We start from the raw sequence: 26,248 nt of genomic DNA, 5'->3' as shown, positions 1-26,248 counted from the left end.
TCGGGCACAAAGATAAGCAAAAATCCGCTACCTTTGTTTCTGATACTAAAATGTTATCACATTATGAACAAACGACTAAAGCTTTCATGCTTCTCACTTCTCCTCGCATTAGTGATCGGCAGTTGTAGCGCACCAGAGAAGTACAGCTACGAGACAGTGCCCTATGACCCGCTAAAAGCCCGCATTTACACACTGGACAACGGACTAAAAGTTTACCTTACCGTAAACAAGGAAACTCCACGCATTCAAACATTTATCGCCGTACGAGTGGGTGGAAAGAATGACCCGGCCGAAACGACCGGACTTGCTCATTACTTCGAGCATCTGATGTTCAAAGGAACAGACAAATTCGGCACACAAGACTACGCGACCGAGAAACCACTGCTGGACGCCATCGAGCAACAATTCGAAATTTACCGCAAGACTACGGACGAAGCAGAGCGCAAGGCTATCTACCACACCATCGACAGCCTTTCTTACGAAGCATCCAAGTATGCTATCCCCAATGAATACGACAAACTGATGGCTGCCATCGGTTCTACCGGAAGCAACGCCTATACATGGTATGATCAGACTGTTTATCAAGAAGATATCCCTTCCAACCAAATAGAAAACTGGGCAAAGATTCAGTCCGACCGTTTTGAGAACAATGTTATCCGTGGTTTCCATACGGAACTGGAAGCTGTATATGAAGAGAAAAACATGTCGCTCACCCGTGACAACGAAAAAGTGCAGGAAGCCATCTTCTCCTCTCTTTTCCCAAAGCATCCATACGGAACGCAAACGGTACTGGGTACGCAAGAGAATCTGAAGAATCCTTCTATCACCAACATCAAGAACTATTATAAACAATGGTATGTGCCCAATAATATGGCTATCTGTATGTCCGGCGACTTAGACCCGGAGAAGACAATCGCCCTAATCGACAAATATTTCGGCCGACAGCAACCGAATCCCGAACTTCCAAAACTCAATCTGCCGAAAGAAGAGCCTATCAGCCAACCGGTTGTGAAGGATGTATTAGGCCCCGATGCTGAAAGTATTGCACTGGCATGGAGATTCCCCGGCGCATCCGACAAGGATTTTGAAACCTTGCAAGTAGTTTCGCAAGTATTATATAACGGTACGGCAGGACTTATCGACCTGAACCTAAACCAACAACAAAAGGTATTGAACAGCTACGGTTACCCGATGGGACTGGCAGATTATTCGGTATTGCTATTAGGCGGGCTTCCCAAGCAAGGTCAGACGCTAGACGAAGTAAAAGACCTCCTGCTGAAAGAAATCAATAAACTCCGTACCGGAGACTTTGACGACAAGATGCTGGAAGCCAATATCAACAACTTCAAACTTGCCCAATTGCAAAGCATGGAAAGCAATGAAGGACGTGCCGATATGTTTGTCAGTTCATTTATCAACGGAACGGACTGGAAAGACGAAGTGAACGCCATCGACCGTATGTCCAAACTGACCAAAGAGGATATCGTAGCCTTCGCCAACAAATATCTCAAAGAAAATAATTATGCCGCCATCTACAAAAAACAGGGAAAAGATCCGAACGAAAAGAAGATGACGAAACCGGAGATTACTCCTATCATATCCAACCGGGATGTAGCGAGTCCCTTCCTTGCAGAAATACAAGAAAGCGCCGTGCAACCCATCGAACCTGTATTCCTCGACTTTAAGAAAGACCTGAACCAGTTGACCGCAAAGTCAGACATCCCCATTCTTTATAAACAGAATGTCACCAACGACCTTTTCCAACTAATCTACGTCTTCGACATGGGCAATAACCACGACAAAGCTTTAGGTACCGCTTTCGACTATCTCGAATACCTCGGAACTTCCGACATGACACCGGAAGAACTGAAAAGCGAATTCTATCGCCTGGCCTGTACTTTCTTCGTATCTCCGGGCAACGAACGTACCTACGTTGTACTTTCCGGCCTGAACGAGAATATGCCCGATGCCATGCAACTGTTCGAGAAGTTACTGGCAGATGCACAAGTCAATCAGGAAGCTTATATTAGTATGGCAGGAGACATATTGAAAGCCCGCGCAGATGAAAAGCTAAATCAAGGGAAGAACTTCTCACGCCTTATGAGCTATGCCATGTACGGTCCTGATTCTCCTACTACCAACTTACTGACAGAAGCAGAGCTGACTAAATTGAATCCGCAAGAATTGGTAGACCGGATTCACAATCAGAACAGCTATAAGCATCGCATCCTATATTACGGTCCTAGCAGTAGCAAAGACCTGTTGGCTATCATCAACCAACATCATCAGGTTCCGGAAACCCTGAAAGACATTCCCGCCGGAAATGAATATCCTTATCTTGAAACTCCGGCTACTAAAGTCCTGATAGCTCCTTATGACGCCAAACAGATATATATGGCGCAAATCTCCAATCTGGATAAGAAATACGATCCGGCCATCGAACCTGTCCGCGAATTGTACAATGAATATTTCGGCGGCGGAATGAACTCCATTGTCTTTCAGGAAATGCGTGAGACACGCGGACTGGCTTATTCAGCCTGGGCAGGCATGATGGCGCCAAGCTATCTGAAATACCCGTACGTATTACGTACGCAGATTGCGACACAGAACGACAAGATGATTGATGCCGTCAATACATTCAACGACATTATCAACAATATGCCGGAATCAGAAGCTGCCTTCAAACTAGCCAAAGACGGATTAATCAACCGGATGCGCACCGACCGCATCATCAAAGGTGATATTATCTGGAGTTATATCGACGCACAGGATTTGGGACAAAGTGTAGACCCGCGTATCAAGCTTTACAATGATGTGCAAAATATGACATTGAAAGACATCGCCGATTTCCAAAAGCAATGGGTGAAAGGACGTACCTATGTTTATTGCATCCTGGGAGACAAAAAAGACCTGGAACTGGATAAGTTGAAGACAATCGGTCCTATTGAAGAACTGACACAGAAACAAATCTTCGGCTATTAAAAAGAAAAGAAACAACTAATCAATAAACGCCAAACGGTGAACAAGCTGCATTATTTCGCATCCTTGTTCACCGTTTATCATTTATGCCTTATCGCTTTACACGTTTTCTTCGTACATCTTTTCAATTATATCCTTATAATTTTCAGAAACAACCGAGCGTTTCAGCTTCAACGTATTAGTCAGCTCTCCACGTTCCATGCTGAACGGTTCGGGAAGCAAAGTGAAACGTTTGATTTGCTCATAATGCGCAAACTGCTGTTGTAAAGTTTCTATCCGTGCACGGAACAGACCTACAATCTTGGGATGCTGCAACAACTCAGCCATATCTTTATATTCGATGCCTTTCTCCTTTGCGTACTCTTTCACATATCCATACACAGGAACAATCAGAGCAGAGACAAACTTACGCTGATCGGCGATAATGGCAATCTGGTCAATATAGCGGTCGATAACCAGTTTCGTTTCCAAAGCCTGCGGAGCAATATACTTACCGTTCGATGTTTTGAACAAGTCCTTGATACGTTCCGTCAAGAAAAGCTGGCCATTCTTGAAATATCCCGCGTCACCTGTGTGAAACCATCCATCGGGTTCAATGGCGGCAGCCGTAGCTTCCGCTTTCTTATAATACCCTTTCGTGATAGTTTTACCCCGGAGCAGAATCTCATTGTCTTCGCCAATCTTCACTTCAATTCCCGGCAATACAACACCTACCGAACCAATATCATAACCAACCGGCAACGTACAGGATACAGTAGCCGTAGACTCTGTCAGTCCATAGCCAACTACCATATTAATGCCTACCGAATGAACAAATTCATTGATTTCATCGGGCACGGCAGCACCGGCTGTCGGGAAAAAGTTACCGTTCTCAATGCCGATAGTCTTCTTCAGTAAAGAATAGATAGTCTTTTCGTAGAACTTATATTTCAGTTGATTCATCACCGGCGGAGTCTTACCCTGACGCAGATAATCCAAATTATGGATTCTACCTACCCGGATAGCATCGAGCATCAACGCTTTCTTCACACCTGTCGTTTCATTTATTTTCTCCTGCACACCTGCATATACCTTTTCCCAAAAACGGGGAACACTGCACATCAGTGTTGGGCGAATCTCCTTAATGGTTGTCTGAATATCCGCCGGGCGAAGATTGATGCAAATCTGCACTCCCTTATGGATACAGAGATAACACCATGCTTTCTCGAACACATGAGTCAAGGGAAGGAAGTTCATAGATACATCCTTATCGGACATCGTAGTCAGACGGTCATCATGTGTATGGAATTGTTCCAGGTAGCAGGAATGATGAAGCATTACTCCTTTCGGCTCACCCGTTGTTCCGGATGTATAGAGGATATTCGCCAAATCATCATAAGAAGCACGGTCCGTGCGTTCTTCCACCACATCATTTTGCAGAAGTCCCTCTCCCATCGCCATAAACTCATCAAAATAGATAGACGATACGTCACGAGGGTCTTTCACCACCGAACGGTCAAAGATAATCAACTGTTGCAAAGAAGAACAGAAACCAAAGATACTGAAAGCAGCATCATACTGATATTGTTCACCTACAAAAAGGTAACGTATCTGTGCATCATTGATAATATATTGCGCTTGAGCCGGAGAACTGGTTGCATAGAACGGAATGGTAACAGCCCGGTTGGCGAATGCCCCAAAGTCTACATAAAACCATTCGGGCTTATTCTGCGAAAAGATTCCAATATTTTCTTGTTCCTCTACTCCCAGTGCCACAAATGCGTTGGCAGCCTGCTTCACTGTTCCGGAGAATTGATTCCAGGTAATCGGAATCCATTGTGCTGTCTCATAGTCACGGTATTTCAGAGCTACCTTGTCGCCATACTTTTCAGCCTGACGATGGACTAAGACAGATAAATGATGATAAGTCATACTCTTTGTATTAGTAAATATGGTACAAAGGTATTAGTTTTATTTGAAACTATTGCGCAAAACGACTATCTTTGTGCAAATATTATGGTAATAGATAAAAGATTTGCACTATGAAATATGATATTCCGTATATGGCAACAGAGGCTGTAAGCCTGCTCAAATCATTAATTAGCATTCCCTCAATCAGCCGGGAAGAGACTCAGGCTGCGGATTTCCTGCAAAACTATATTGAAATGGCAGGCATGCAGACCGGACGCAAGGGAAACAATGTATGGTGCCTCAGCCCGATGTTCGACCTGAAGAAACCGACTATCCTGCTTAACTCTCACATTGACACGGTGAAACCTGTCAACGGCTGGCGGAAAGACCCGTTCACTCCGCGTGAAGAAAACGGCAAACTGTATGGTTTGGGAAGCAATGATGCCGGTGCCAGCGTTGTCTCTTTATTACAGGTGTTCCTGCAACTATGTCGCACTTCGCAGAAGTATAATCTCATCTACCTTGCTTCCTGCGAAGAAGAAGTTTCAGGTAAAGACGGAATTGAAAGCGTACTGCCGGGACTTCCGCCTATTTCATTTGCCATCGTAGGCGAACCGACGGAGATGCAACCTGCCGTTGCCGAAAAAGGGCTGATGGTATTGGACGTTACCGCAACAGGCAAAGCCGGACATGCGGCACGCAATGAAGGAGACAATGCTATATATAAGGTATTGAACGATATTGCCTGGTTCCGCGATTATCATTTTGAAAAAGAATCCCCACTGCTGGGTGCTGTAAAAATGAGTGTGACTGTAATCAATGCAGGTACGCAACATAATGTAGTTCCCGACAAATGCACTTTCGTAGTTGATATTCGCAGCAATGAGCTTTATTCCAACGAAGAACTATTTGCCGAAATCAAGAAACATATTTCTTGTGATGCCAAGGCACGTTCATTCCGCCTCAATTCTTCACGAATTGACGAGAAGCATCCGTTTGTACAGAAAGCGGTAAAATTGGGATGCGTTCCATTCGGCTCTCCCACCCTGTCCGACCAGGCATTAATGTCCTTTCCATCGGTAAAAATAGGACCGGGACGTTCTTCACGCTCGCACACGGCAGAGGAATATATCATGCTGAAAGAGATAGAGGAAGCTATCGGAATCTATCTGGAGTTATTGGACGGACTTCTGATTTAGCCACACCGTCTTCATTATACTCTTTATTGATTGTCATCACATCTACTTTACTTAATACAAACCACTAACAGCTTTTTCAACACAAAGTTGTCAGTGGTTTTTTCATTACTACCGAAGCTTCTTTATGGCATTTAACTTTTTTATACTTTCCCGTTGTGGGGATAGCCTCTTTTCAAGTGTATTTATATAAAGAAAGGCTCAAAAGCATAAACCAATGCCACTTTAAACTAATAAAAAATAGAACCATGAAAAAAAGAATTTTATTACTATGCTTACTTTGCATCACTTTAGGTTTCACCCATGCACAAACTCCCATCCGGCATATTACAAGTAAAGTTACCGTCCATACATACGACACGGAAACAACCGCCCTTATTAAAAACGAAAATCTGAATAAAGCATGGAAGCCATCATATATCCATGTAATTTCAGTAAATCCAAAAACCAATCTTAAAGCCTTTATGCGTCTGGAAAAGTTGTTGACAGAAACCCCTATGTTATATAATCCGAAGAATACACTGATTATCTGTAGTGATGAAAATGAAAAGTTTGTAAGAGAAGCAGCAACGGGATATAATATTTTGAAATTGCCGGCATTAGGTTCTGCCGAATCCATGATTCTTGAAGGGACGATAAGACCTCTAATAAAAGAAGATAACGAGCCGGAATACGACTTCAAATTTACATCGGAGAGAAGTATATAACTATAAGGCGGCTCAGTATTTCCGGATAGTCACTTTGCCTACCCGAAAATACAGTGGTGGAATGGCAAATGCATTTGAGGTTCCACCAGCCGCTTAAACTAGAAATAGACCTTTTTATTTTTTTTCCTGGAAGAAACCTGGTAGTCCTTCACCCTTACATTAAAATATGATTTAGCCTTTCCGTCGTCATTAGAAGGCAATAGTTCCTTATCCTTTGCATGAGGCAATTCAAGGATATCAATATCCTTCACACTTTTCTTCAATTTCGGGAATAGGAGACTGATATAAATATATTTATGATTAAACCCTTCAACAGTCAACAGTTTATTCATAGAGGCCCCACCATCATATCCTCTCACATTATATTCGTCACCACTTTCTTTATCTATAATCTTGAATCCCGGACTATAATACAACCATTGCGAATCCCAATAAACAGGTTGTGCGAATGTAACTTTAGTATCATTCTTTCTTCTCTCAATCGAGTACAATGAAGGAGTTGTAGACATTCCGTTCTTATAGACTTTTCCGGGGACTACGACTATACTATCTTTCGGAAGCATATAAGCCTGTGAATACAATTCTTTATCACGTTTTCTTTTTTGCTCATACTCTGTCATTGCCTGTTTGTTCTCAGTCATTTGTTTATCCATGTCAGGCCTCACCTCTTTAAACATCTCTGTCTGGAGTTCCTGCACCAATAATGGCATTGCTTCACGCATCACAGCCAATGAGCTTTCTTTATATTTTCTGCCGACAGGAGATTCATAAAACGCGGCAACTGCTTTCAGTTCTTCCAATGTCAAATGTTTCTTATAAACAGGCGTACATATTTCGATCACCCTATTTTCTATTTTTTCTTTCCAACCTTTAGCAAATTCATTCCAATAGGCATCATCTTTTCCCGGCGCATTAAGTTTCATTACAGAAAGCATTTTCGGATAAAGGTCGTCCGTAGTAGCCGCAGTTCCGGAAAGCTCCATTATCTTCTTCAATGTTTCTTTGTATTCATCTGTCGCATTCGGGTTTTGTGCAGAAACCGGCAAAGTTAAAGTAAACAGTGCAATTACACACACTATTACCTGGGAAGGAAAAAAGTTTTTCATAATTATCGAATTTTCTTTATTAAATAAAACATATTATCATCTTTTCTATTCTTAGTCTAGCCATGCCATGAGTTTCTTTAGAAACTGTAATTCATTCTGTTCTTTCCGGTTATCATTATTTCCCAGAAAGTGTACCTTTTCTCTAACTCTAATTATTCCGTTTCTATCTATCACATACCATTGATATAAAGCAGAGCTATCGAGACAAGACTTATCTTTATCAATGTAAACAATCGGGAACTTTGTCTCTTTTGAAAATTGAGTTTTTTGATTCAGTTCTTCAAGCTTGTCAAGACAAATCAGAGATAATACAGCGACCTCTTTATTTTCTTTAAACTCATCCTGTACTTTCTGTAAGAAAGACAATCCGATTTCATTTGCCTCATCGTTTTCGCCGCCGACATAAACAATCAGGTTTTTGTTCTGAAAATAAGTTGTGATACTATCCGACAGCAAAGAAGAATCTGCTTGTTTTAAGATTTCAACGACTTCCAATTTATCAAACCTGCTATCTTTAACAAAGTCCAACTCATTCCAAACGACAAAGCCATAAGAAGATATAGCAGTACAGACCAATAAATTTACTATTGCCAGCGTCACCTTTCCTATGTTATTGAGCCGGGCATACCACCAACCTGATAAAACGACTATTATCTGTAAAAAAGTATCAGGGAATGAAGGCAATGCGATAATGAAATGCCCCATAAACACCCTGACAATAATATCCGGTAGTAAGTCCGCCAGTAACACCAACAATACAATTTTGTATGGCTTCACTATACTACTATATTTGGCAAGAAAATAAACAGTCACTCCCCAAAAGATTACTCCACGTATCAATGTGCCCAAATAAAGTGGAGGATTCTCGAAAAGTTGGAACATACGCAATGGTGCAACTGCAAAAGTGAGTATCAAAGATATTACCAGAATAAGAAAATACGCTTTGTGTTTCATAAGTGTGTCATTTTTCAATTATCAACAATGTCCGTCAAACAATCCTAAAAAGAATATTTTCTATAAAGATAGGAAATATTTAATTATCAGACAAAGAAATGTCATACGGTTTTCATCAATTTCCTCTGACTATTACTGCATATAAATAAACCTCTGCTGTCCGTTATCATCTATATAGAATGGAAGTTCCTCTCTTCCCCCTGTCAGATTCCTGAGCCATAAGAGTGAACCGAACGGAACACTGACCGCAAAATAGTTATGCCTGTTGACTCAGGATTTTCTTCCATTCGCCATTATCCCAACAGAACAACTCATATTGATTGCCCGCTATAATACCATTGTCAGCATTCAATGGCATCATTCGTACTTTTGTGACCAACTGAGGTTTCTTCAACATAAAACGTATAGTCGGGTAAGGCTCCGGAGATGTTTGCGGATTACCATCATATTCAGCCTTCCACTTAATCCGTTCCAAAGGTTCATCCATAAGCCGAACTTCTGTATTATCTTCTGATAAAGTATCCCCAGATGACAGTATCGGCAAAGGAGATGCTGGAATGACATTCTCATATCCATATCGAATATCAGTAATAAATTCCAGTTCCGACAGGACGGCATGAGGATATTCATTCGTTGTCTTTACTTGGTAATATTGATAAGGTCCTTTTTTCATGTCAAGTTTTATATCTTGAAAATAAGGTTGCAGTGTATCCGCTATTATCCCAACTGTATCACAGGGCTGAAAACTGGGTTCATTGCTCGCCTGAATTATCGTTCCAATCAATTTTACCGCCTTATCCACCAACCCTTGCTTCATAGGGAACTTACGAAGCAATGTCACATCGTCAGCCTTTCCTTCTATATGAGATTTTATTATCTTCCCATCTTTGTCGAGATAAAAAGGCTTTCCAAAAGAGAATGACTTGCCAAATGGTGAATAGTAGACAGGGAAATAGTATCTATCTGGAATTACGGACAAGAAAGTGACATTCTGTTTCGTACGGTTTATTTTCCCCCAAGTTACGGGAATGATGCCAGAGGGCACTCCACTATTAAAAGCGGCAAGATATGCCAGATTATTATTGCCGGTTTCCTGATAAGGAAGAATCAATGGAACAGTCTTCAACAGATGAGAAGTTACGTCTTTCAGAAATGGAGAATCAAAAATGTCCGGGATATATTCACCATTCTTCTCCATAAAGAAAGGCGTATCTTTTTGTTCTGAAAACATAAAACGATAAATATTCAGTATGTCTTTCGTATCAAAAGAACTATTGTCGCTGGTCGGTATTGACGATTCCGGATTAAACGCCAGCCAATTTCCATTTTTATCCAATACTACTCCATGATAATGCCTTCCTTGAAACTGTTTATAACATGCATTAAACTCCACAGCAGCAGGTATACCACAAGCCCTCAATATAGACACACCATAACTTGCAATCGGGATGCAGTCATGAAAGCCATAAAAAAACAGTTCCTGATAACCTATTTCTTCTTTATAAGGATATAAAGGAAAAAATTTACATAACTGATTTATTACGAAATTATATCGCTGAACCACATTTTGCACGGAATCTTTATCAATATCCTTCAAATATTTATCCATAAAAGCAAAATATATATCCGAAAAATCAGTTAATGAGTTATCGGGAATACTTCGATAAGGAAGAACATATTCATAAAAATCCTCCGTAGGCAACTGTCGTATACTATTCATCTGCCTCTTCCACTCAAAAACATGATCTATATGATTGATTAATTGCTTGGCTGTAATCCAATTAAAATCATAATCTTCTTTCCAGAATGTTTTGACAGATTGCTCCGAAACTCTGACATCATTTTGTTCTCTGAATCCAATGCGAACACTATCTATCAATTTTTGTATATTCCCATTATGAAAACTATCAGTAGCCATATACACTGAATAATAGAAAAGAGAGTCCGCGGCTCTTGTCAATGAGTCTAACAACGGATGTTGCCGTGGATTCCTTACGGAATAATACGAATGGTGATATCGCATATTCGCAATCAAGAACTTTGCGGCTTTCAATTTTTGAGGTTCATGCTTATAATGCTTCAAAACAGTTTCCAACTCAGTCCTGTTCGACCCGGAGATTGACAAGACAGTATCAACACGTTTATCAACTTCACTTGCACAGCCTGACAATAGAAACAGAAAAAAAGTAATAACAAGGCTCTTCTTTGTCATATTCAATTCTATTTTATAATATGATTTCATTGCTGTCCACTAAAAAAGCGGACGGTTAAAATTTAAATAAACTTGGTTCACTAAAACCGCATCGTTCTTTGTCATTATTGAAATTAGTTTTGTTAAAGAGGTCTCTAAGTCTAGTTTTATCAGTTAGCGATATGCTCAGGATTTGAAGAATCTCATAAGTTGTTCTATCAATTTCCATGTCATGCTGAATAATTGCTACAAGGCAATAGGCAATGATTGCAGAGTATATTTGTATTCTTACAGCATTCTCTGTATTGCCCCAGAACTTCTTTATTTTCAGATGTTGCTTAAGCCATTTAAAGAAAAGCTCAATCTGCCACCTGTTTTTATAAAGTTCTGCAATTTGTAGCGGAGATAAATCCATAGCATTGGTAAGGAACGTAAACTTACGTTTTTGCTCTTCATCCCAAAAACAAACCTTTCGTATGTGAGAAGGATAATCCTTGGAGCTTTTATAAATAGTGAGTTCGCCAATTGCATCAGAAAGTATATTTCTGGGTAAACGGCGTTTCCAATTTATAGCTTTGAACTGTAAGTTTGATTTTGCTCTTACAACGAAATAGGACTCTAAGGTTTCTATTTTGAAAAGACTCTTAAAACAGTTATAACCACGGTCAAAGATGTAGTAAGCACCTGTCTCATAAGGAATTTCACTCATAGCTTTGCTATCGTGAACCGAAGCTGTAGTTATATGGAAGAATGCAGGTATTTGAGTTTCTATATCATATAGTGTATGTATTTTAATACCTCCTTTTTTCTTTCGGAACTTTGCCCACCAAAATACAACCAAACACAAGTCAATGGTTGTAGAATCGAAAGCATAAACATTACTACCGAGATTAAAGATACTAGTTTTGAGTTTCTTTTGTGCCTGTTCAACCATGTAATAAGCAAAAGATTCAAAGATACGGTAGTCTCTATTTTGATTGGCTTTGGATAAATTGCTTCTGGTTACATTTTTTCCAAGACCTAAATGGTATGTTTTCCCTTGATGGGCTTCCAAAGCGATAATAAGGTCGCGTAGACTTTCTCTGTTTGAGAGTTGCCCGAACATCAAAGCTAGTAGTTGATTCCAGCATGTGAAGTACTTCACATATTTGTCTCCATCATACTTAGTAACGATGCGATTAAATTTACTTCGGTCAAGGAATGATACCAACTGTGAGAAAACGTATTTATCTTGATGCATCTGCTATCATATTTAATATGATGCAAATCTACAATTTCAAATCCGTTCTCTCAGGAATCCTTTGTAACTAACTATATTTCAAATATTTCAAAGAACTATTGCGATTTTTTAGTGGACACTAATGATATGATTTCTTTAGTCATTCAAAATTCTCTTCTGCCAACAACCTCGTTTGTTCTCTTTTCATTTCCCTTTTCATCATCCTGATAGCTGAGGTTTTAATTTTCATAGGTTTATCTATAATCGCTCCGGCAGTATCAAGCATATGTTCCCGGCTACCCACATCCTTATATAAATGAAATAACTTATAAAAAGGCATGAAACGGGAAGGGCACATCATAGATGCATTATTATAATACTTCTCCGCCAGCCCATGTTCATCCAATTCCTGATAGTTTTCACCGATTATAAGTTCCAAATCATAGTCCGCCCAATACTTACGGCATTGCAATGCTATTCTCAAGCTCTCTTCATATTGCTTATTTTCCAAAAGTATGGCTGCATAGTTATAAAGAAAATAAGGATTATCTTCAAATTTCTTCTCTAACTCTTTATAGTCCGAAAGAGTCTTGCCGGACGCTCCGCAAAGTGCAAGTCCGGACGTCTTGCCCCATTCTTTTTCCGCCATTACGCGTTCCACTAATTTGTAAATTCCTCCAAGTGAACAAAAAAGAACGAAAACACATATAGTATTCTTTATCATTGGACGAGCAAAAATCATAGCAACATATTCCCTTGTAAGAATGACGATGCACAAGAGCATAACAATCCACGTAAAAGGATAAGTGAACGGATAGGAGAAGAATGAAAATAGACCTATTGAAATAAGGGAATAAAGAGCTATTCGTTTCTCCAGGCAAGGATATTTTTTATAGCAGTACATTATCAAAGTTATCATTGCAAGCATCACTAACAAGCCGACAAATCCAAAATTCAGGAGAATTCCCAAATATTCATTAAAAGGATGTTTCACATTATCAGCTAACATGGAATAACGATTCTGCCCATGTTGTCGGAAATAATCTGCTTGATAATCCATATAGCGAGCCTCAAAACTACCTATTCCATGTCCCAACCACGGTGCATCTTTTACCATATTTACACTGCATCGCCAAATAAGTAACCTGCCATCAGCGGAATCTTTTTTCATCCAGTAACATCCTGACAATAATAAGACGAAACAGACTAAAGAGAGATACTTCATCCATCTTTTATGAAAGAACTTCATATTCAAAAGAATAAAACAGATAAAGGCAATACTCATAATGCCAGCTCTTGATTGCGACAGAATCACAGCTACCGCAATTACGAATCCTGCCATCCATCCTCCATACCTGATATATTTATTATTATCCGACAATAAGAATCCGACAAAAGGGAAGCCTGCACAGAGACATGCCGCAAAACCTGCAGGATTGTCAAAACTTCCTGTAACTCTGAAAGCAGTAGATGCCTGAAAGAAACCGAAAAACTGAACAACCCCGAATATTGCTTGCAAAAAGCAAGCAGTAACAATGATAAAACCATATACTGAGTTCCCTATATCTTTCTGCTTATTCTGCCTGCCAAATAATATATTTACAGCTTCATATACTAATATTACTAATAATATAAACACAACAAAGCACCATTTAGGAACAATGTACGAGTCCGTAAATTGTCGTGAATAGACAAAAAGACTGCCTAAACACAATGCAGCAAACAGATAATGAGATGTTCTTATCATTTTACTCCATCCTTACAAATTGTATGATTTAGATATTTGCAATATTCCAAAGTCAAATTCATCTATCAGTAGATACTTATAGAAGAGAGAGATAAATCCAACTTCGGAATTTTTCTTACATTAAATTATTTATCATTCTATAAATAATCATCAATATCACCAGAACTATACAAAACATTGACAAATAAATCCAGATACTTTTTTTTTCTTTATTCAAGTTTATTTTCGCCAATATAAACAGTAACATTGCCCATACTAATATACTGCCTAAAGAAGAATACAGAGTATCTATTCGATAGAAGATATCTACTGCAATGATTATTATGTCAAACAAACATAAAAGACATAACGCAATATAATAACGTTTCATTTGTTTAGTCTGTATCTAATTCTAGTGAATACTTCTCATGCAATCCTCATAAGCTCTATCCGCAAGTCTTATATCGTTTGCATAATTGGCCATAGCAAGCGCATAACATGCGCAGGCTGCAATTGGTATCTCCCATAAGCATGTACAACCTATCAGAGCGATATCTGCTTGAGCTCTAGCCCATGAGTAGTCTTGAGCTCTTCGTTGGTCACACTCATTAGAAGTCATTTCCGAACGAGTTTTCAACATAATTGAAGAATTTCGCTTCGCAGTTTCTAAAAAAAGCTTAGTCCGCTCCGTTTCATTCAAATTTAAAAAATCTGTATTATTTAAAAGTTTTTCCTTTGCTTTTGTGATTGCTGATATCTCATTCTTAATATTAGCTTTAGTCACAAATTCTTCCATATAATCATCATTATTCAAATTATACACAAGCTCGTCAAACTCTTCTTGAGATAAAGTAGAGGTATAAGATAATGTCTTTTTGGACAAGACTTCACTCATATCCACAAAATCAATAAATTCATCAGACTCTGCAACAGAATCCATTAGTGCATTTTTAGTTCTGTTATCAGAGCCATCTTCATCAGAACTACAACTAGAAATAACCACACTCATGCCGGCGATAAAAATAATAGCACCAAAGCACAAAACCTTTTTTTTAAAATTCAAATTCATACTCTTTTTTATTAGATTTAATTTATTAATAGTTATTCAAATAGCATACATGAATATCACACAACAGATACATTGTCTGTATTATTTTATTGCAAATGTATGAGCTATTTTTACACAATACAAGAGAGTGTTACACTCATTCAAGCTTTACAAAAGCCCAGAAAGGATTCTAGCACAATATTTTTTCATCTTTCTCCAATATTGTAACAATATAAAATGGATTTCATGTTCTTTGGAAAAATGAATTTATCCTTTTCAGAATAGGTCTACTTCTATTCTTATAAATGTTACACTCATAAAGTCGCTAAACCAATCCAGAAAAGATTCTCACAGCTTTCTATCTCTTAATTTAATACAATATTGTAACACTGTAATATGTATCAAAGCTAAATACGTCCTTATTTTTTTCCTTAAAAATCATCCTTAGAATATTTTTTTTCGTTACTTTACACTCTAAATCTAACCAAACACTTATAATCATGAGAAAGAAAAGACATTTTTTGTATTATGCAATGGCACTTGCCTGTGGATTAGCAACAATCTTTGTTATTTATAGCTGCAGCACGGACGAATATTGTTCTGACGAACTACAAATAAAAGGAAACAGAATACCAAAAAAATCCGCACTTTCATCAGACACAATAAATAATGCGAATTTACTTATTGACTCTATTGCTATTTCTGATGAATTTTGGGAGTTTGAAAAGAATAGTAAACTCTTATCTGACAAATTTCAGGCTTATACTTCAACACTGAGTGAAGAAGAGTATGGCAAACTTATGGAAAAACTGAATGATGATGATTACATGGAAGAGTTTATCAAAAAAGCGAATTTAGAACAAGAATTTCAACAGATGAATGAAGCTAAGGAAAACTTGCTTCTATATACTGGATTCTCCAGACTAAGCGAAGATGAACGTATATCTCTATTCAGACAGTATGCTGAGAGCCATGAATCTACAGGTAAAACACTCATAAAAACACGCACTGAAGGCGGAGATGCTAATAGCTGTGAAGCAAAAAGACAAGCAGCGTATGCACAGGCAAAAGCGGATTATGATAATGACATTATTAACTGTAGAATAGGGCCCTCTACAAATAATTGCTACGCACAGGCATTATCGAGATACGAAAGAAACCAAAGGGCGGCCGAAAAGGAATACAAATCATGTATACAAAGAAATTAATTATATATATAGTTCTCAATAGTGCAATGTGGCTTATCAGTACCGCAATGTGTTATTTAGATTGTTTTATTGGCAACCTGAACTACACATTTCAAGATTTTCTAATATTCTTTTTTGAGCTTCTTGCACGAATAACACTTGTGGTTGGAGCTATCAGTCTATTTCCACAAGAACCATACTCCAATAGGCGAGTATGGTTCTATTATATCATCATGGGTGGAAGTTTGGCTACTATCTACACATTTATGAAACTGGCAGGCACTCTGCAAAAGTTATTATTTTAGCTCCGCTTGTAGAAAAGCCTCCAACTCCTCATCGCCAAGTCCTAAACGTTTTCGGACACGAGACCTCATCGTGCGATAAGCCCCATCAGCAATGCAAAATATAGACAATATTTCTTCTTTCGTTTTATACATTCGAATAAGCACACATAGTACAATATCCCGCGGTGGAAGTTGACAACCTTGTTTCTTCAGCCAAGCAAAGAATTCGGGATCAATCATTTGGCACTCTTCTACTAGTAAAAGATAGTCTTTGGCGGAAAATTGGGCGATAGACCGATTTTCCATAAGTTTACGAACTAAAGTTATATTTTTCTGTTTTGTCGGAGGAGAATCCAGTAATTGCTGTATTCTCTGAGTTTGAAGAATAGTTTGTCGTCGTTCGTCCGCCAATTTCTGATACAACGTTGTGGAGACTTTAATAGTAGCAGCTATCATTATGCCAACAACGGCCAACACGGGAATGGTATATTCAGATAGGGTCGGCGCTGCCTCCATATAGATTTCTCTCGGCATTATCATATAAATCTCATCTGCCGTAATTAAAATAAAAGCAGCTATAAACTGCCAGTCTATTACTTCAGAAATTCCGATACGCTCTCCTTTTGCATGAAATGTCCATAGCAACGCCCCAACGAAAAGGATCAGCCACATCAATAGATGCATGGAAGATGAAAATGCATCAACATACATTTCAGGGAAAAAAGCCTGGAATATATAAGCCGCCAGCAGAATCAAACAGCAGAGTAAACCACCTGACAGTAATTGCTTAAAAGGATAAGTCGGAAATTTCATCACTCATTTTATCTTGTGTTCTTGAGCCACAAATATAGCGAAAAGAATATTCACATTGACAATCATCTTCAATATTCTTTTCATAAAACGAAAAGTCCCGGATTACCCAACAAAGTCACTGCACCTTCATCGCTTTCACCTTTTTTCCCGAAACCTCTATCCGAAGTAGGAAAGCGGGTGAAAGCGATGCTGTAAAAGTCGCCTTACAGTGCTTTCAACGCTTTCACCGCTTATCGCCGCACCAATTCGCGCGACACCCCGTAATACCCTGCCGCAGGTACATAAATCGGTTGCATAAGTTTACCTATATTCCGCAATTTCCCTTCTTCCTGCAATCTTCGGAGATGACGGTTCGCCGTAGTCCGCGTCATGCAGCACACTTCCTGAAAGTCGTAACGAAGCATTACATCGTGTTCGACAAAATATTCCTTCAAACGCATATCTATCTCTACTTCCGACAAGGATTCCGAATGGCGTGCATACTTGCTCCGGCTGACCTTGACACCTCTAAGCTCACCCTTCAGACGGGCATCGGGACGAAAACCGATTGTTTTCAACTCCATTTTCGATGATTTGTTCTTAGTGCTACGAGTCACTTTTTCCGTGCTTCTTAAGATAGGAGCAAAATAGCCAAGCCCTTCGATATGCACTTCACGCCCTTCGCGCAGTTCCTCACCACAGATTTGGGCTAGCATCTCGAACGCGTTTTTCACATCACCTACAGAAAGGGAACTGCGGTTGTGAATCATCCAGCACAGTTTGTCCGTCCCCAGCTTTCCGTTCAAAAAAATGCGGGGGTGCAAGCCTTTCTCTTCCGAATCGTCGGACTCACCGGGATTCTCATACCAATCGTAAAGTATAGCCATAAGCAGTTAACATCTTTATAATGAATACTTTTCATGCAAAACCTTTAGCAGGGAAAACGCACGAGTTAAAAGGCTTTAATAAAGGTATCTATCAAATTAGTTAGGTAGTCATCACTCCATCCTGCCTTCTTCCTTTTCCTATTGAGCGAAGTCTTCTTGTCTTCATCCTGATAATTCTTCAAAATGGTCAATGCCATTTTCGTTAAGGTGGAAAAGTTTTGTGCGGAATTCATCATTTTTCTTCCATCATCTTCATTAAATGTAACATCCAATTGCCAATGCAATCCATTTTCTACCGCCCAATGCTTTCTCTTATATTTAAGAATAAGCTCTGGATTGTTCACTAATGAAGAGATGAAACAATGTTTCTCATTTTGTATTTCTCCTGTGGCTATATTAATTTTTTCGGTCTTTATTATTCCATAAGTCCTAAGATTTTTCCAATCACGATAACAGAACCCTAATCTACTGGGTTCAGAGCAGGATATGCAGGTCCTTGTCACCATAAATCCATGACCTTCTGTGGTTTCTTCGGCTCTTTTGATAAAATCATTTTTTCTTCCGGAAATTAGCAAGTACTCCGCATCGTTTTCGATATTTTCCCTTAGTTTTAAATGATTATTTTTTACCTCCAAAAGATAATCGGCTTGTTTCTCTACTATTTTTTCTACAATTTTCTTTTGGGTACCAAGCGCATCGATGGTAACTACATCTCCTTGTCGTATATCAATGTCGTCCAGTAATTTGGGTATTGCTACTATTTCATTCTCTTTTATTGAGACCCGTTCCTGCCCTAATGACAGACTCATATCAGAAAGAAAGGCACTGACAATATGAAGTTTGGCTACTGATGCCTGCTCCTTTGTTATTTTATCCGCTGACTCTTGTACCAGTTTATCAGCATTGATGGCACCACAGATCGTTTTTCCGTCAACAGCTATATGTCTATTCGTATAAAGATCATTACCCTCACCTATTTGAACTTTCGACCAGTCGCAATCTTCTATGGACGGTGAATCACCTCTCATATTACAGGCCCATTCTCTGTAACAACTCTCTAATCTTTCTGTTTTTAGGATACAAAAAAATCGACGTAATGTATCATGTGAGGGGGTAGTTTCTAAATCCGGTATGAATCTCCTAAGAAAATCTTTCTTATAACGGGCGAAGTCTGCTATATCATTCCAACTCTGACAATCACAAAAAATACCTGCTAAAGTGACAAGCATTATCAATTTGCCCGAATAAGTGACTTTATTCTTTTCACGTGGGTCAATTGTATCAATAGCTTCAGACATACTGGCCATATGACGTGCTAATTCGTCATTTATTAAAAAATCCTTTGCAATCTTATCCATTACTATTTATTATTTAGACGTGAAGATAATGAAATACTAGAAGGAATACAATATAAATAATCAATATATCAATTGAAGAACCCCGAAGATAAAAAAAGGATGAAAGCAATAGGTATCATGACAATGTGAAGTTGTGACACGTCTATATGAGGAAAAGAAAGTAGGAAGACTTTATTTATTAGTTGATATAAAAGAGTATTGCCATCAAATAAGTTTTGAGAAGAAAAGAAAATGCTGGTTATTAAATAATTAGCACTCGTGCGTTTTCCCTGAAACCTTGTAAGTATTCGGCCTTGTGCGTGTTTGTTTCCCTTGTTTTCCTTCCTACCTTTGTGACTTCATAATTATCTTACTCCATTATGTGTTCAGTCTTAGTATTTTCTAATGAAAGTGAAAAGCTGCGTAGTCTCTTGTCTGAGTCTAATCATTTTGATTCTGTTCTTTTCATATTTGATGGTGGTCGTCGTTATAAAGTATCGGCTTCCAGTCTTGGTATCCATTCCCCTCAGGACCTACTTCTCCCTTTAGGTCTTGGTCTTTTCCGTAGCAGTCCTTTCTGGTCTTATTACCTTTATCCCCAAGGTTGTAATTTCCATAAAGGAATTGACGGTCTTTGTGGTGAGGTCATCCGGCACACGGGTTCTTACGTGTCAGAGCAGAGCTGCCATATTTTTCTTGACCGTTCCCGTAGCAGGTTGCATATCCTTTATCGGTGCGACGATGAATACCGTCTGGAATGCCGTCGTCTGAACCACGGTTCTTTCCTCTTGAAAAAGGACGAACGGAAGAGGGATTTTCTTCAAATTTCCTGGAATCGCCTGAATGAGCTGCTTACTGTTAAAAAGTATCGGAAAACAGTTGAAAAGTAATCTCCCGTCCTATAAGCCGTACAGCTTTATTTTGATAACTTTGCCACATAATAAAAAAGTGGATATACAGTGAAAGAACCAGTCATTACCCTTACTTTGGAAGAGTACGAAGAGTTGCGCAAGGAACGTGAACGTCTTGAAAAGGAGCATGCGGAACTTCAGAGAAAATACGAAGCCTCTTTGCAGGAGTATTCCCGCCAGGCCGGGGAAATCTCAGCCTGTACAGCCGTCATAGCTGACTTGAGATGGAAATTGGCTGACTTGACACGCCGTTTATGGGGTAAATCCAGTGAAAAACGTCATCTTCCCGAAGATGCCAGCCAATTGAGCATCTGTTTCGAATCCCCGTCCGATGTCAATGACCCGGTAGCGGAAGAACAGAAAATAGCTGAGAAATCTGTCAAATCGGAGAATGGTTACAACCGTTTCCGTAAGAGCTTCACCCAAAAGATTACTCCCCACGCCCGTAAGCCCATCGACCCGTCCCTTCCCCGTGAGGAAATCATCATTCCCATGCCGGAAGGTCTTTCCCTGGAGGGAGCGACAAAGCTGGGGGAGGAAGTGAGCGAACAATATGCCGTCAGCCCTGCGCGATTCTATGTGAGACGCATCATCCGCCCTAAATACCGACTTGCCGACGGTCGTATCATGACTGCTCCCATGCCCGTAATGGCACACCCTCACAGCAATGCGTCGGAAAGTATACTGTCCCACATTGCTACCGCCAAATATTACGATCATCTGCCTCTGCACAGACAGCTGGACATTTTTGAGCGTGAAGGCATCCATCTGAGTCCTTCCACCGTAAGTAACTGGATGATGGCCGCCGCACAGCGTCTGGAGCCGGTCTATAATGAGCTTCGTGAACTGGTCAAGGACAGTTATTACGTCATGGCCGATGAGACGCCCCATCCCGTACTTGAAAGCGACCGTCCCGGTGCCCTTCACCGCGGGTATATGTGGAACTTCTATCTGCCCCGGTTCCATACCCCCTTCTTTGAATATCACAAGGGACGTGGCAGCAGTGGAATAGACACACTGCTGGCAGGACAGGTCCGGGTGGTACAGAGTGACGGTTTTGCAGTATATGACGAGTTCGACACGCTACCCGGAAAGTTGCACCTGTGCTGCTGGGCACACGTCAGGCGCAAGTTTGTGGAAGCGGAAGGAAATGACCCTCCCAGAGCAAGGCATGCACTTGAACAAATAGGCAGACTGTATGCTGTGGAGGAGAAAATCAGCATAGAACATCTGGAAGGCGGGGCTGTAGTAAAGCTTCGCCGGGAAGAATCGTACCCTATTATCAAAGGACTGGAAAAATGGTGCAAGGAGGAATATGAACATACGGTTGAGAAATCGCCTATTGCCAAGGCCATATTCTATATGTACACACGATTTGAACAACTGTCCGGATATGTCAACGATGCACAATTCTGCATTGACAATAATCCGGTGGAGCGTTCTATAAGACCATTGACTTTGAACAGAAAAAACACTCTTTTCTCCGGTTCACATGAGGCGGCACATGCAGCGGCAATATTCTTTTCACTGATGGGATGTTGCAGGGAAAATAAGGTGAACCCAAAACTATGGATGCAGGACGTGTTGATCAGGGTACAGGAGAAAGAAAGAGAAGAGAAAAACGACTACTCCGATTTACTGCCATTTAATTGGAAAGGATAAACAAGATAATTTAGTAAAGTCAAAAGCCAGACGAAGTATGTCTGGCTTTTGACTTTATTATAGCTTGGAGAGAAATACGCAAAAGGCCGAATGCTTACGAAACCTTTAGAGTTGTCAATAAACCACTACTGTGGTTCATTCAAACTACTATTGTTATTCAATTAAACAACTTTAGTTATTTAATTAAACCACCCTAGTGAATCATTGATAACTCTACGGCAAAGATACGATAAATAGTAGTGAAAAAGGTGATAAAAAGCCGACTTCTTCCGTTAAGGAAAAAATATCTTTTTTCTAGAGAAATACTTGCAAACCGGTATCGTCCTATAGTAGATTTGCAGTATCAGCGCTGATAAACAAACCTATTTTAGTCACTTAAAAACAAAAAATAATGAATGCAATGACATTAGTGTGGAAACAGATAGTGAAAGGACTGAAACTGTTCCAAATGAAGGAGAATAAAGAAGACGCGACAGAGAAAGCGGAGAAATCCCGGACAAAGCCGACAGAATGTTGTGGAGACATGCATATAGGCAGTCTTACGGACACTGAACTGTCTGCCGAAAAGGAGAAAAAGGAGAAAGAGAAAAAGGAAGAGACGGAGCGAAAACAACCCGTCCGGCTGACACAAGAGGTACGCGCATTCCTGCAAAAGCAGTATGATTTCCGCTACAACTTACTGACAGAAGAAACGGAATATCGTCCCGCCGGCAAACGTGGTACACCCTTCGAGCCCGTAGGCAAGCGGGAACTGAACACATTCTGCATGGAAGCGCATGACCAAGGCATACCCTGCTGGGACAAAGACTTAAGCCGCTACATCTACTCTACCTGTATTTCCGGATACCATCCTTTCCGGCTTTACATGGAAGAACTGCCCGGTTGGGACGGAACAGACAGACTGGAGTCTTTGGCACGGCGTGTCTCCGACCACCCGCTCTGGGTGAAGAGCTTCCACACATGGCTGCTGGGACTCACCGCCCAATGGCTGGGCATGACGGGCATACATGCCAACAGTGTAGCGCCTATACTCGTCAGCAGCGAGCAGGGACGACAAAAATCCACCTTTTGCAAGGCACTGATGCCACCAGTACTATCACGCTATTACATGGACAACCTAAAACTGTCGGCACAGGGAAAAACGGAAAGGCTGCTTGCCGAGATGGGGCTTCTGAACATGGATGAGTTTGACAAGTACGGTACGCAGCAAATGCCGTTATTGAAGAACTTGATGCAAATGGCGAACCTGAATATCTGCAAGGCTTATCAGAAGAATTTCCGCAACTTGCCGCGCATCGCTTCTTTCATCGGCACAAGCAACCGTTTTGACTTGCTCACCGACCCTACCGGCAGCCGGCGGTTCATTTGCATTGAAGCGGAACACCTCATTAATTGCGAAGACATGGAGCACGACCAAATATATGCACAACTGAAAGAGGAACTACTCTCCGGCATCCGCTATTGGTTTACTAAAGAGGAAGAACGGGAATTGCAACGCCACAACACCGCCTTTTATCATCCTTGCCCGGCGGAAGAAGTCTTTCATGCCTGTTACCGGATGGCCGGAGACGACGAAGTAGGAAGCGAACGGCTTTCGGCTTCGGACATATTCAGGAGACTGAAAATGTATAACCCGGCTGCCATGCGTGGAAGTAATCCGGCTACATTTGCACAAGTGTTGCTTGCGGCGGGAGTCACCCGCAAACATACCAAATATGGGAATGTGTATCTGGTGAAAGCGTTGAAAGCGGCATAGTCCCTGATTTCGAGCAAGGGTTCACCCGTAATAAGCTGTATTAAAAGAGAATATGCATCTGATGAAAGAGGTGAAAAAGAATGTGTACTCAAAAGAAAAAGGTATCGTTTCCACCGATAGAAACGATGAAAACGATACCTTTTGGATGAGATATTCATTTTATCCTATTATCCACTTACTGCCCGGCACAAACGAGATAATCTTCGTCGTTACGAAACAACTGATGAATGTAGCCACAGCGATGCAAGGTATGGCGGCGACGGTAGGCAATCCCAGTGTTTGCTTGAACAAGGTTACCCACAGTCCGAGCCAGAATATGTGCATAAGATACATGCCATAGCTGAGTTTCGACATTTCTGTTACAGCTTTCGGGGCTTCCTGCCGTTTGATGCAGGTGAACAAAAGGAACGTGCCCGTTGTGAGAAGTACACAGTTGATTGTACAGAAAGCCCAACCTATTTCTATGACAGGAGTGACATGAAGCTCGCCGGGTACGGCCTGGACATAGAATGAATAGATAGTCCATACAGCACCGACAACCATAAGGATGGTTCCAATAACGAAACGCTTGGAACGGCTCCAAGTCAGGTGTGTACGTATGTAATGCGCCAGTACGAGGTATCCCAGATAGCCGGAAAAGTACCATAACATATGATATTCGTTCCAGAAACATTGTCCCCACACTTCACCGCACCAACGGTTGAGGTAGGGCATACAGGTGGACAGCAGGAACAATCCGATGAAGAAACGTTCTTCTTTCGCCGTAGCTTTCCTCAACCATGGAGATATGACAGGTATGAACAGGTAAAGGCTAATCAGAGGATACATGAACCATAGGTGTCCGGCAAGTGTCGGGAAGTTCAAGAGTATCCGCGACATATCCTTCAATGAGGTTTCTCCGTCCAATTGTCCCCACAGCAATGGCAAGGTGCTGTATAGTATCATAAATATGACAAACGCCGGCAGGATGCGGAGACAACGCTGGCGGTAGAATTGCCACATCGTCTGTCCCTCTTTCATCGGTGCGAGAAGAAAAGCGGAGACAATCATGAACAGGGGTACTGCCATGCGTGAAAAGCCGTCGTACACAGACACCCACAATCGGTCTACTTCAGTAGCCAGAAAGGATTGCGGTCCTGCCATATCTGTGGCTCCGGGAGCAATGTAGAAGTTTTCACTGGCGTGGACAACCATAACGAGGAAGCAGGCGAACACACGGATATAATCTAAAAAAACAATACGTTTCATTTTTGAGGTTTTCTGATTTGATTAGCAATTTGTATTACTTGTCTACTGAGAACTTGAAGATACATCGGCTCATATATTTTTCGCCTGGACGAAGCACGGCCGAAGGCCATTCAGGTTTGTTCGGAGTATCCGGATATTTCTGTGTTTCAAGACATACGGAAGCACGCTGATTGTAGGCAATGCCTTTCTTTCCGGTCAGAGAACCATCAAGGAAGTTTCCGGCATATACTTGAACTCCCGGTTCGTTGGTATATACATCCAATACAATGCCCGTTTTCGGTGATTTCAAAGAGGCGGCCTTCCGGTTGATATCTCCTTTGGCATTCAAGACCCAATTATGGTCATAGCCATTGCCATTTTTCAATTGGACAAAGTCATAATCATTGATGCGTGTGCCCACCGGAACCGGTGTGCGAAAATCCATTGGAGTACCTTCTACAGGAGCTATTTCGCCCGTAGTCATGAATGTGCTGTCCACCGGTGTGTAATAATCAGCATCAACTGTCAACAGGTGGTCGGCATTGCTGCCGGCATCTCCGTCAAGATTGAAATAAGAATGGTTCGTCATGTTCACGATAGTGGGCTTGTCGGTTTCCGCTTCATAACGGATATCAATGGCATTGTCATCTGCCAGTTTCATCAGGACTTTGCAGGTGATATTTCCCGGAAAGCCTTCTTCACCGTCTTTTGCGACATAAGTAAGTTCCACTTCCTGAGGATTCGGTTGCACAGCGTCAAACACACGATACTGGAAACCTTGCGGACCACCGTGCAGGCAATGCCCGTAGTTATTGCGCGGCAATTGATATTCAACGCCATCCAGTGTAAATTTACCTTGGTTGATACGGTTCGCATAGCGACCGATACTAGCTCCAAAATCGGAAGGCTTACTGATGTAATCTTGAATAGAATCAAAACCAAGCACTACGTCACGCATCTGCCCGTCCTTATCGGGAACCATGACGGAAACAATACGTCCACCAAAGTTTGTGATACAAACTTCCATATTGTTTTTGTTACGCAAAGTGAACAGCCCAGTCTTCTTTCCGTCCACTTCTGTCCGGAACTTACTCTGCAATAACCCGGAATCCGTAGCCTGTTCAGCCTTTGGCGTACAAGCCGCCATCAGAAGGGCGGCAACTCCCCATACACATAATTTTCGCATGTT

The 26,248-nt window shown here is 40.8% G+C and carries 19 protein-coding genes; 7 read left to right on the top strand and 12 right to left on the bottom strand.

Annotation, left to right across the window (positions count from 1 at the left end):
- The first annotated feature begins 63 nt into the window (after positions 1-63).
- Complete coding sequence (locus BacF7301_RS06860) at positions 64-2,982, top strand: M16 family metallopeptidase (RefSeq protein WP_167961435.1); 2,919 nt, start codon at positions 64-66, stop codon at positions 2,980-2,982.
- 96 nt (positions 2,983-3,078) lie between these two features.
- Here the strand turns inward: BacF7301_RS06860 and BacF7301_RS06855 are convergent, their stop codons facing one another.
- Positions 3,079-4,890, bottom strand: coding sequence for an AMP-dependent synthetase/ligase (locus BacF7301_RS06855; protein WP_167961433.1), 1,812 nt, complete (start codon positions 4,888-4,890; stop codon positions 3,079-3,081).
- Positions 4,891-5,000: 110 nt separating this feature from the next.
- Here BacF7301_RS06855 and BacF7301_RS06850 point away from each other — a divergent pair, with 110 nt between their 5' ends.
- Complete coding sequence (locus tag BacF7301_RS06850) at positions 5,001-6,068, top strand: M20 family metallo-hydrolase (RefSeq protein ID WP_167961431.1); 1,068 nt, start codon at positions 5,001-5,003, stop codon at positions 6,066-6,068.
- Between the two features lie 245 nt (positions 6,069-6,313).
- Positions 6,314-6,772: a hypothetical protein gene (locus BacF7301_RS06845; protein WP_167961429.1), complete on the top strand. Its 459-nt coding sequence runs from the start codon at positions 6,314-6,316 to the stop codon at positions 6,770-6,772.
- Between the two features lie 98 nt (positions 6,773-6,870).
- On the opposite strand, the gene BacF7301_RS06840 is transcribed toward BacF7301_RS06845, so the two are convergent.
- From BacF7301_RS06840 to BacF7301_RS06815, 6 genes are all read right to left on the bottom strand, one after another.
- Entirely contained in the window at positions 6,871-7,878 is a 1,008-nt protein-coding gene (locus tag BacF7301_RS06840; protein WP_167961427.1) for a DUF2059 domain-containing protein, read from the bottom strand.
- A gap of 51 nt (positions 7,879-7,929) precedes the next feature.
- The gene (locus BacF7301_RS06835) at positions 7,930-8,832 is read right to left on the bottom strand and encodes a hypothetical protein (RefSeq protein ID WP_167961425.1); all 903 of its coding nucleotides are present in this window, start codon (positions 8,830-8,832) and stop codon (positions 7,930-7,932) included.
- Positions 8,833-9,088: 256 nt separating this feature from the next.
- On the bottom strand, positions 9,089-11,044 hold the full coding sequence (locus BacF7301_RS06830; RefSeq protein ID WP_167961423.1) for a hypothetical protein: 1,956 nt from the start codon (positions 11,042-11,044) through the stop codon (positions 9,089-9,091).
- 55 nt (positions 11,045-11,099) lie between these two features.
- Positions 11,100-12,263 (bottom strand): IS4 family transposase, encoded by a 1,164-nt coding sequence (locus BacF7301_RS06825; RefSeq protein WP_167961421.1) that lies wholly within the window; start codon positions 12,261-12,263, stop codon positions 11,100-11,102.
- Positions 12,264-12,402: 139 nt separating this feature from the next.
- Positions 12,403-13,881 carry an O-antigen ligase family protein gene (locus tag BacF7301_RS06820; protein WP_245208393.1) on the bottom strand — a complete coding sequence of 493 codons (1,479 nt, stop codon included), beginning with the start codon at positions 13,879-13,881 and terminating at the stop codon, positions 12,403-12,405.
- Positions 13,882-14,380: 499 nt separating this feature from the next.
- Positions 14,381-15,037: a hypothetical protein gene (locus BacF7301_RS06815; RefSeq protein WP_167961417.1), complete on the bottom strand. Its 657-nt coding sequence runs from the start codon at positions 15,035-15,037 to the stop codon at positions 14,381-14,383.
- 479 nt (positions 15,038-15,516) lie between these two features.
- On the opposite strand from BacF7301_RS06815, the gene BacF7301_RS06810 reads away from it, so the two are divergent.
- Positions 15,517-16,224, top strand: coding sequence for a hypothetical protein (locus BacF7301_RS06810; RefSeq protein WP_209319508.1), 708 nt, complete (start codon positions 15,517-15,519; stop codon positions 16,222-16,224).
- Positions 16,225-16,499: 275 nt separating this feature from the next.
- Here BacF7301_RS06810 and BacF7301_RS06805 read toward each other — a convergent pair whose 3' ends face one another.
- The 3 genes from BacF7301_RS06805 to BacF7301_RS06795 all read right to left on the bottom strand — a co-directional run bounded on the left by BacF7301_RS06805 (position 16,500) and on the right by BacF7301_RS06795 (position 19,524).
- Complete coding sequence (locus tag BacF7301_RS06805) at positions 16,500-17,300, bottom strand: hypothetical protein (RefSeq protein ID WP_167967132.1); 801 nt, start codon at positions 17,298-17,300, stop codon at positions 16,500-16,502.
- Positions 17,301-17,530: 230 nt separating this feature from the next.
- Entirely contained in the window at positions 17,531-18,166 is a 636-nt protein-coding gene (locus BacF7301_RS06800) for an HU family DNA-binding protein (RefSeq protein WP_167961415.1), read from the bottom strand.
- Positions 18,167-18,231: 65 nt separating this feature from the next.
- On the bottom strand, positions 18,232-19,524 hold the full coding sequence (locus tag BacF7301_RS06795) for an ISAs1 family transposase (protein ID WP_167961413.1): 1,293 nt from the start codon (positions 19,522-19,524) through the stop codon (positions 18,232-18,234).
- A 359-nt stretch (positions 19,525-19,883) separates the two neighbouring features.
- On the opposite strand from BacF7301_RS06795, the gene tnpB reads away from it, so the two are divergent.
- From tnpB to BacF7301_RS06780, 3 genes are all read left to right on the top strand, one after another.
- On the top strand, positions 19,884-20,393 hold the full coding sequence (tnpB, locus tag BacF7301_RS06790) for an IS66 family insertion sequence element accessory protein TnpB (protein WP_073347688.1): 510 nt from the start codon (positions 19,884-19,886) through the stop codon (positions 20,391-20,393).
- 69 nt (positions 20,394-20,462) lie between these two features.
- Positions 20,463-22,076: an IS66 family transposase gene (gene tnpC / locus BacF7301_RS06785; protein WP_167959613.1), complete on the top strand. Its 1,614-nt coding sequence runs from the start codon at positions 20,463-20,465 to the stop codon at positions 22,074-22,076.
- 391 nt (positions 22,077-22,467) lie between these two features.
- Complete coding sequence (locus BacF7301_RS06780) at positions 22,468-23,832, top strand: VapE domain-containing protein (RefSeq protein ID WP_167961411.1); 1,365 nt, start codon at positions 22,468-22,470, stop codon at positions 23,830-23,832.
- A gap of 159 nt (positions 23,833-23,991) precedes the next feature.
- Here BacF7301_RS06780 and BacF7301_RS06775 read toward each other — a convergent pair whose 3' ends face one another.
- Complete coding sequence (locus BacF7301_RS06775) at positions 23,992-25,080, bottom strand: acyltransferase (RefSeq protein WP_167961409.1); 1,089 nt, start codon at positions 25,078-25,080, stop codon at positions 23,992-23,994.
- 34 nt (positions 25,081-25,114) lie between these two features.
- A complete protein-coding gene (locus BacF7301_RS06770) occupies positions 25,115-26,245 on the bottom strand; it encodes an aldose epimerase family protein (protein WP_167961407.1) in 1,131 nt (376 codons plus the stop codon).
- Positions 26,246-26,248 lie beyond the last annotated feature (3 nt).

The organism is Bacteroides faecium (assembly GCF_012113595.1).
Lineage (GTDB): Bacteria > Bacteroidota > Bacteroidia > Bacteroidales > Bacteroidaceae > Bacteroides > Bacteroides faecium.
This window is presented reverse-complemented; position numbering and strand designations above follow the sequence as displayed.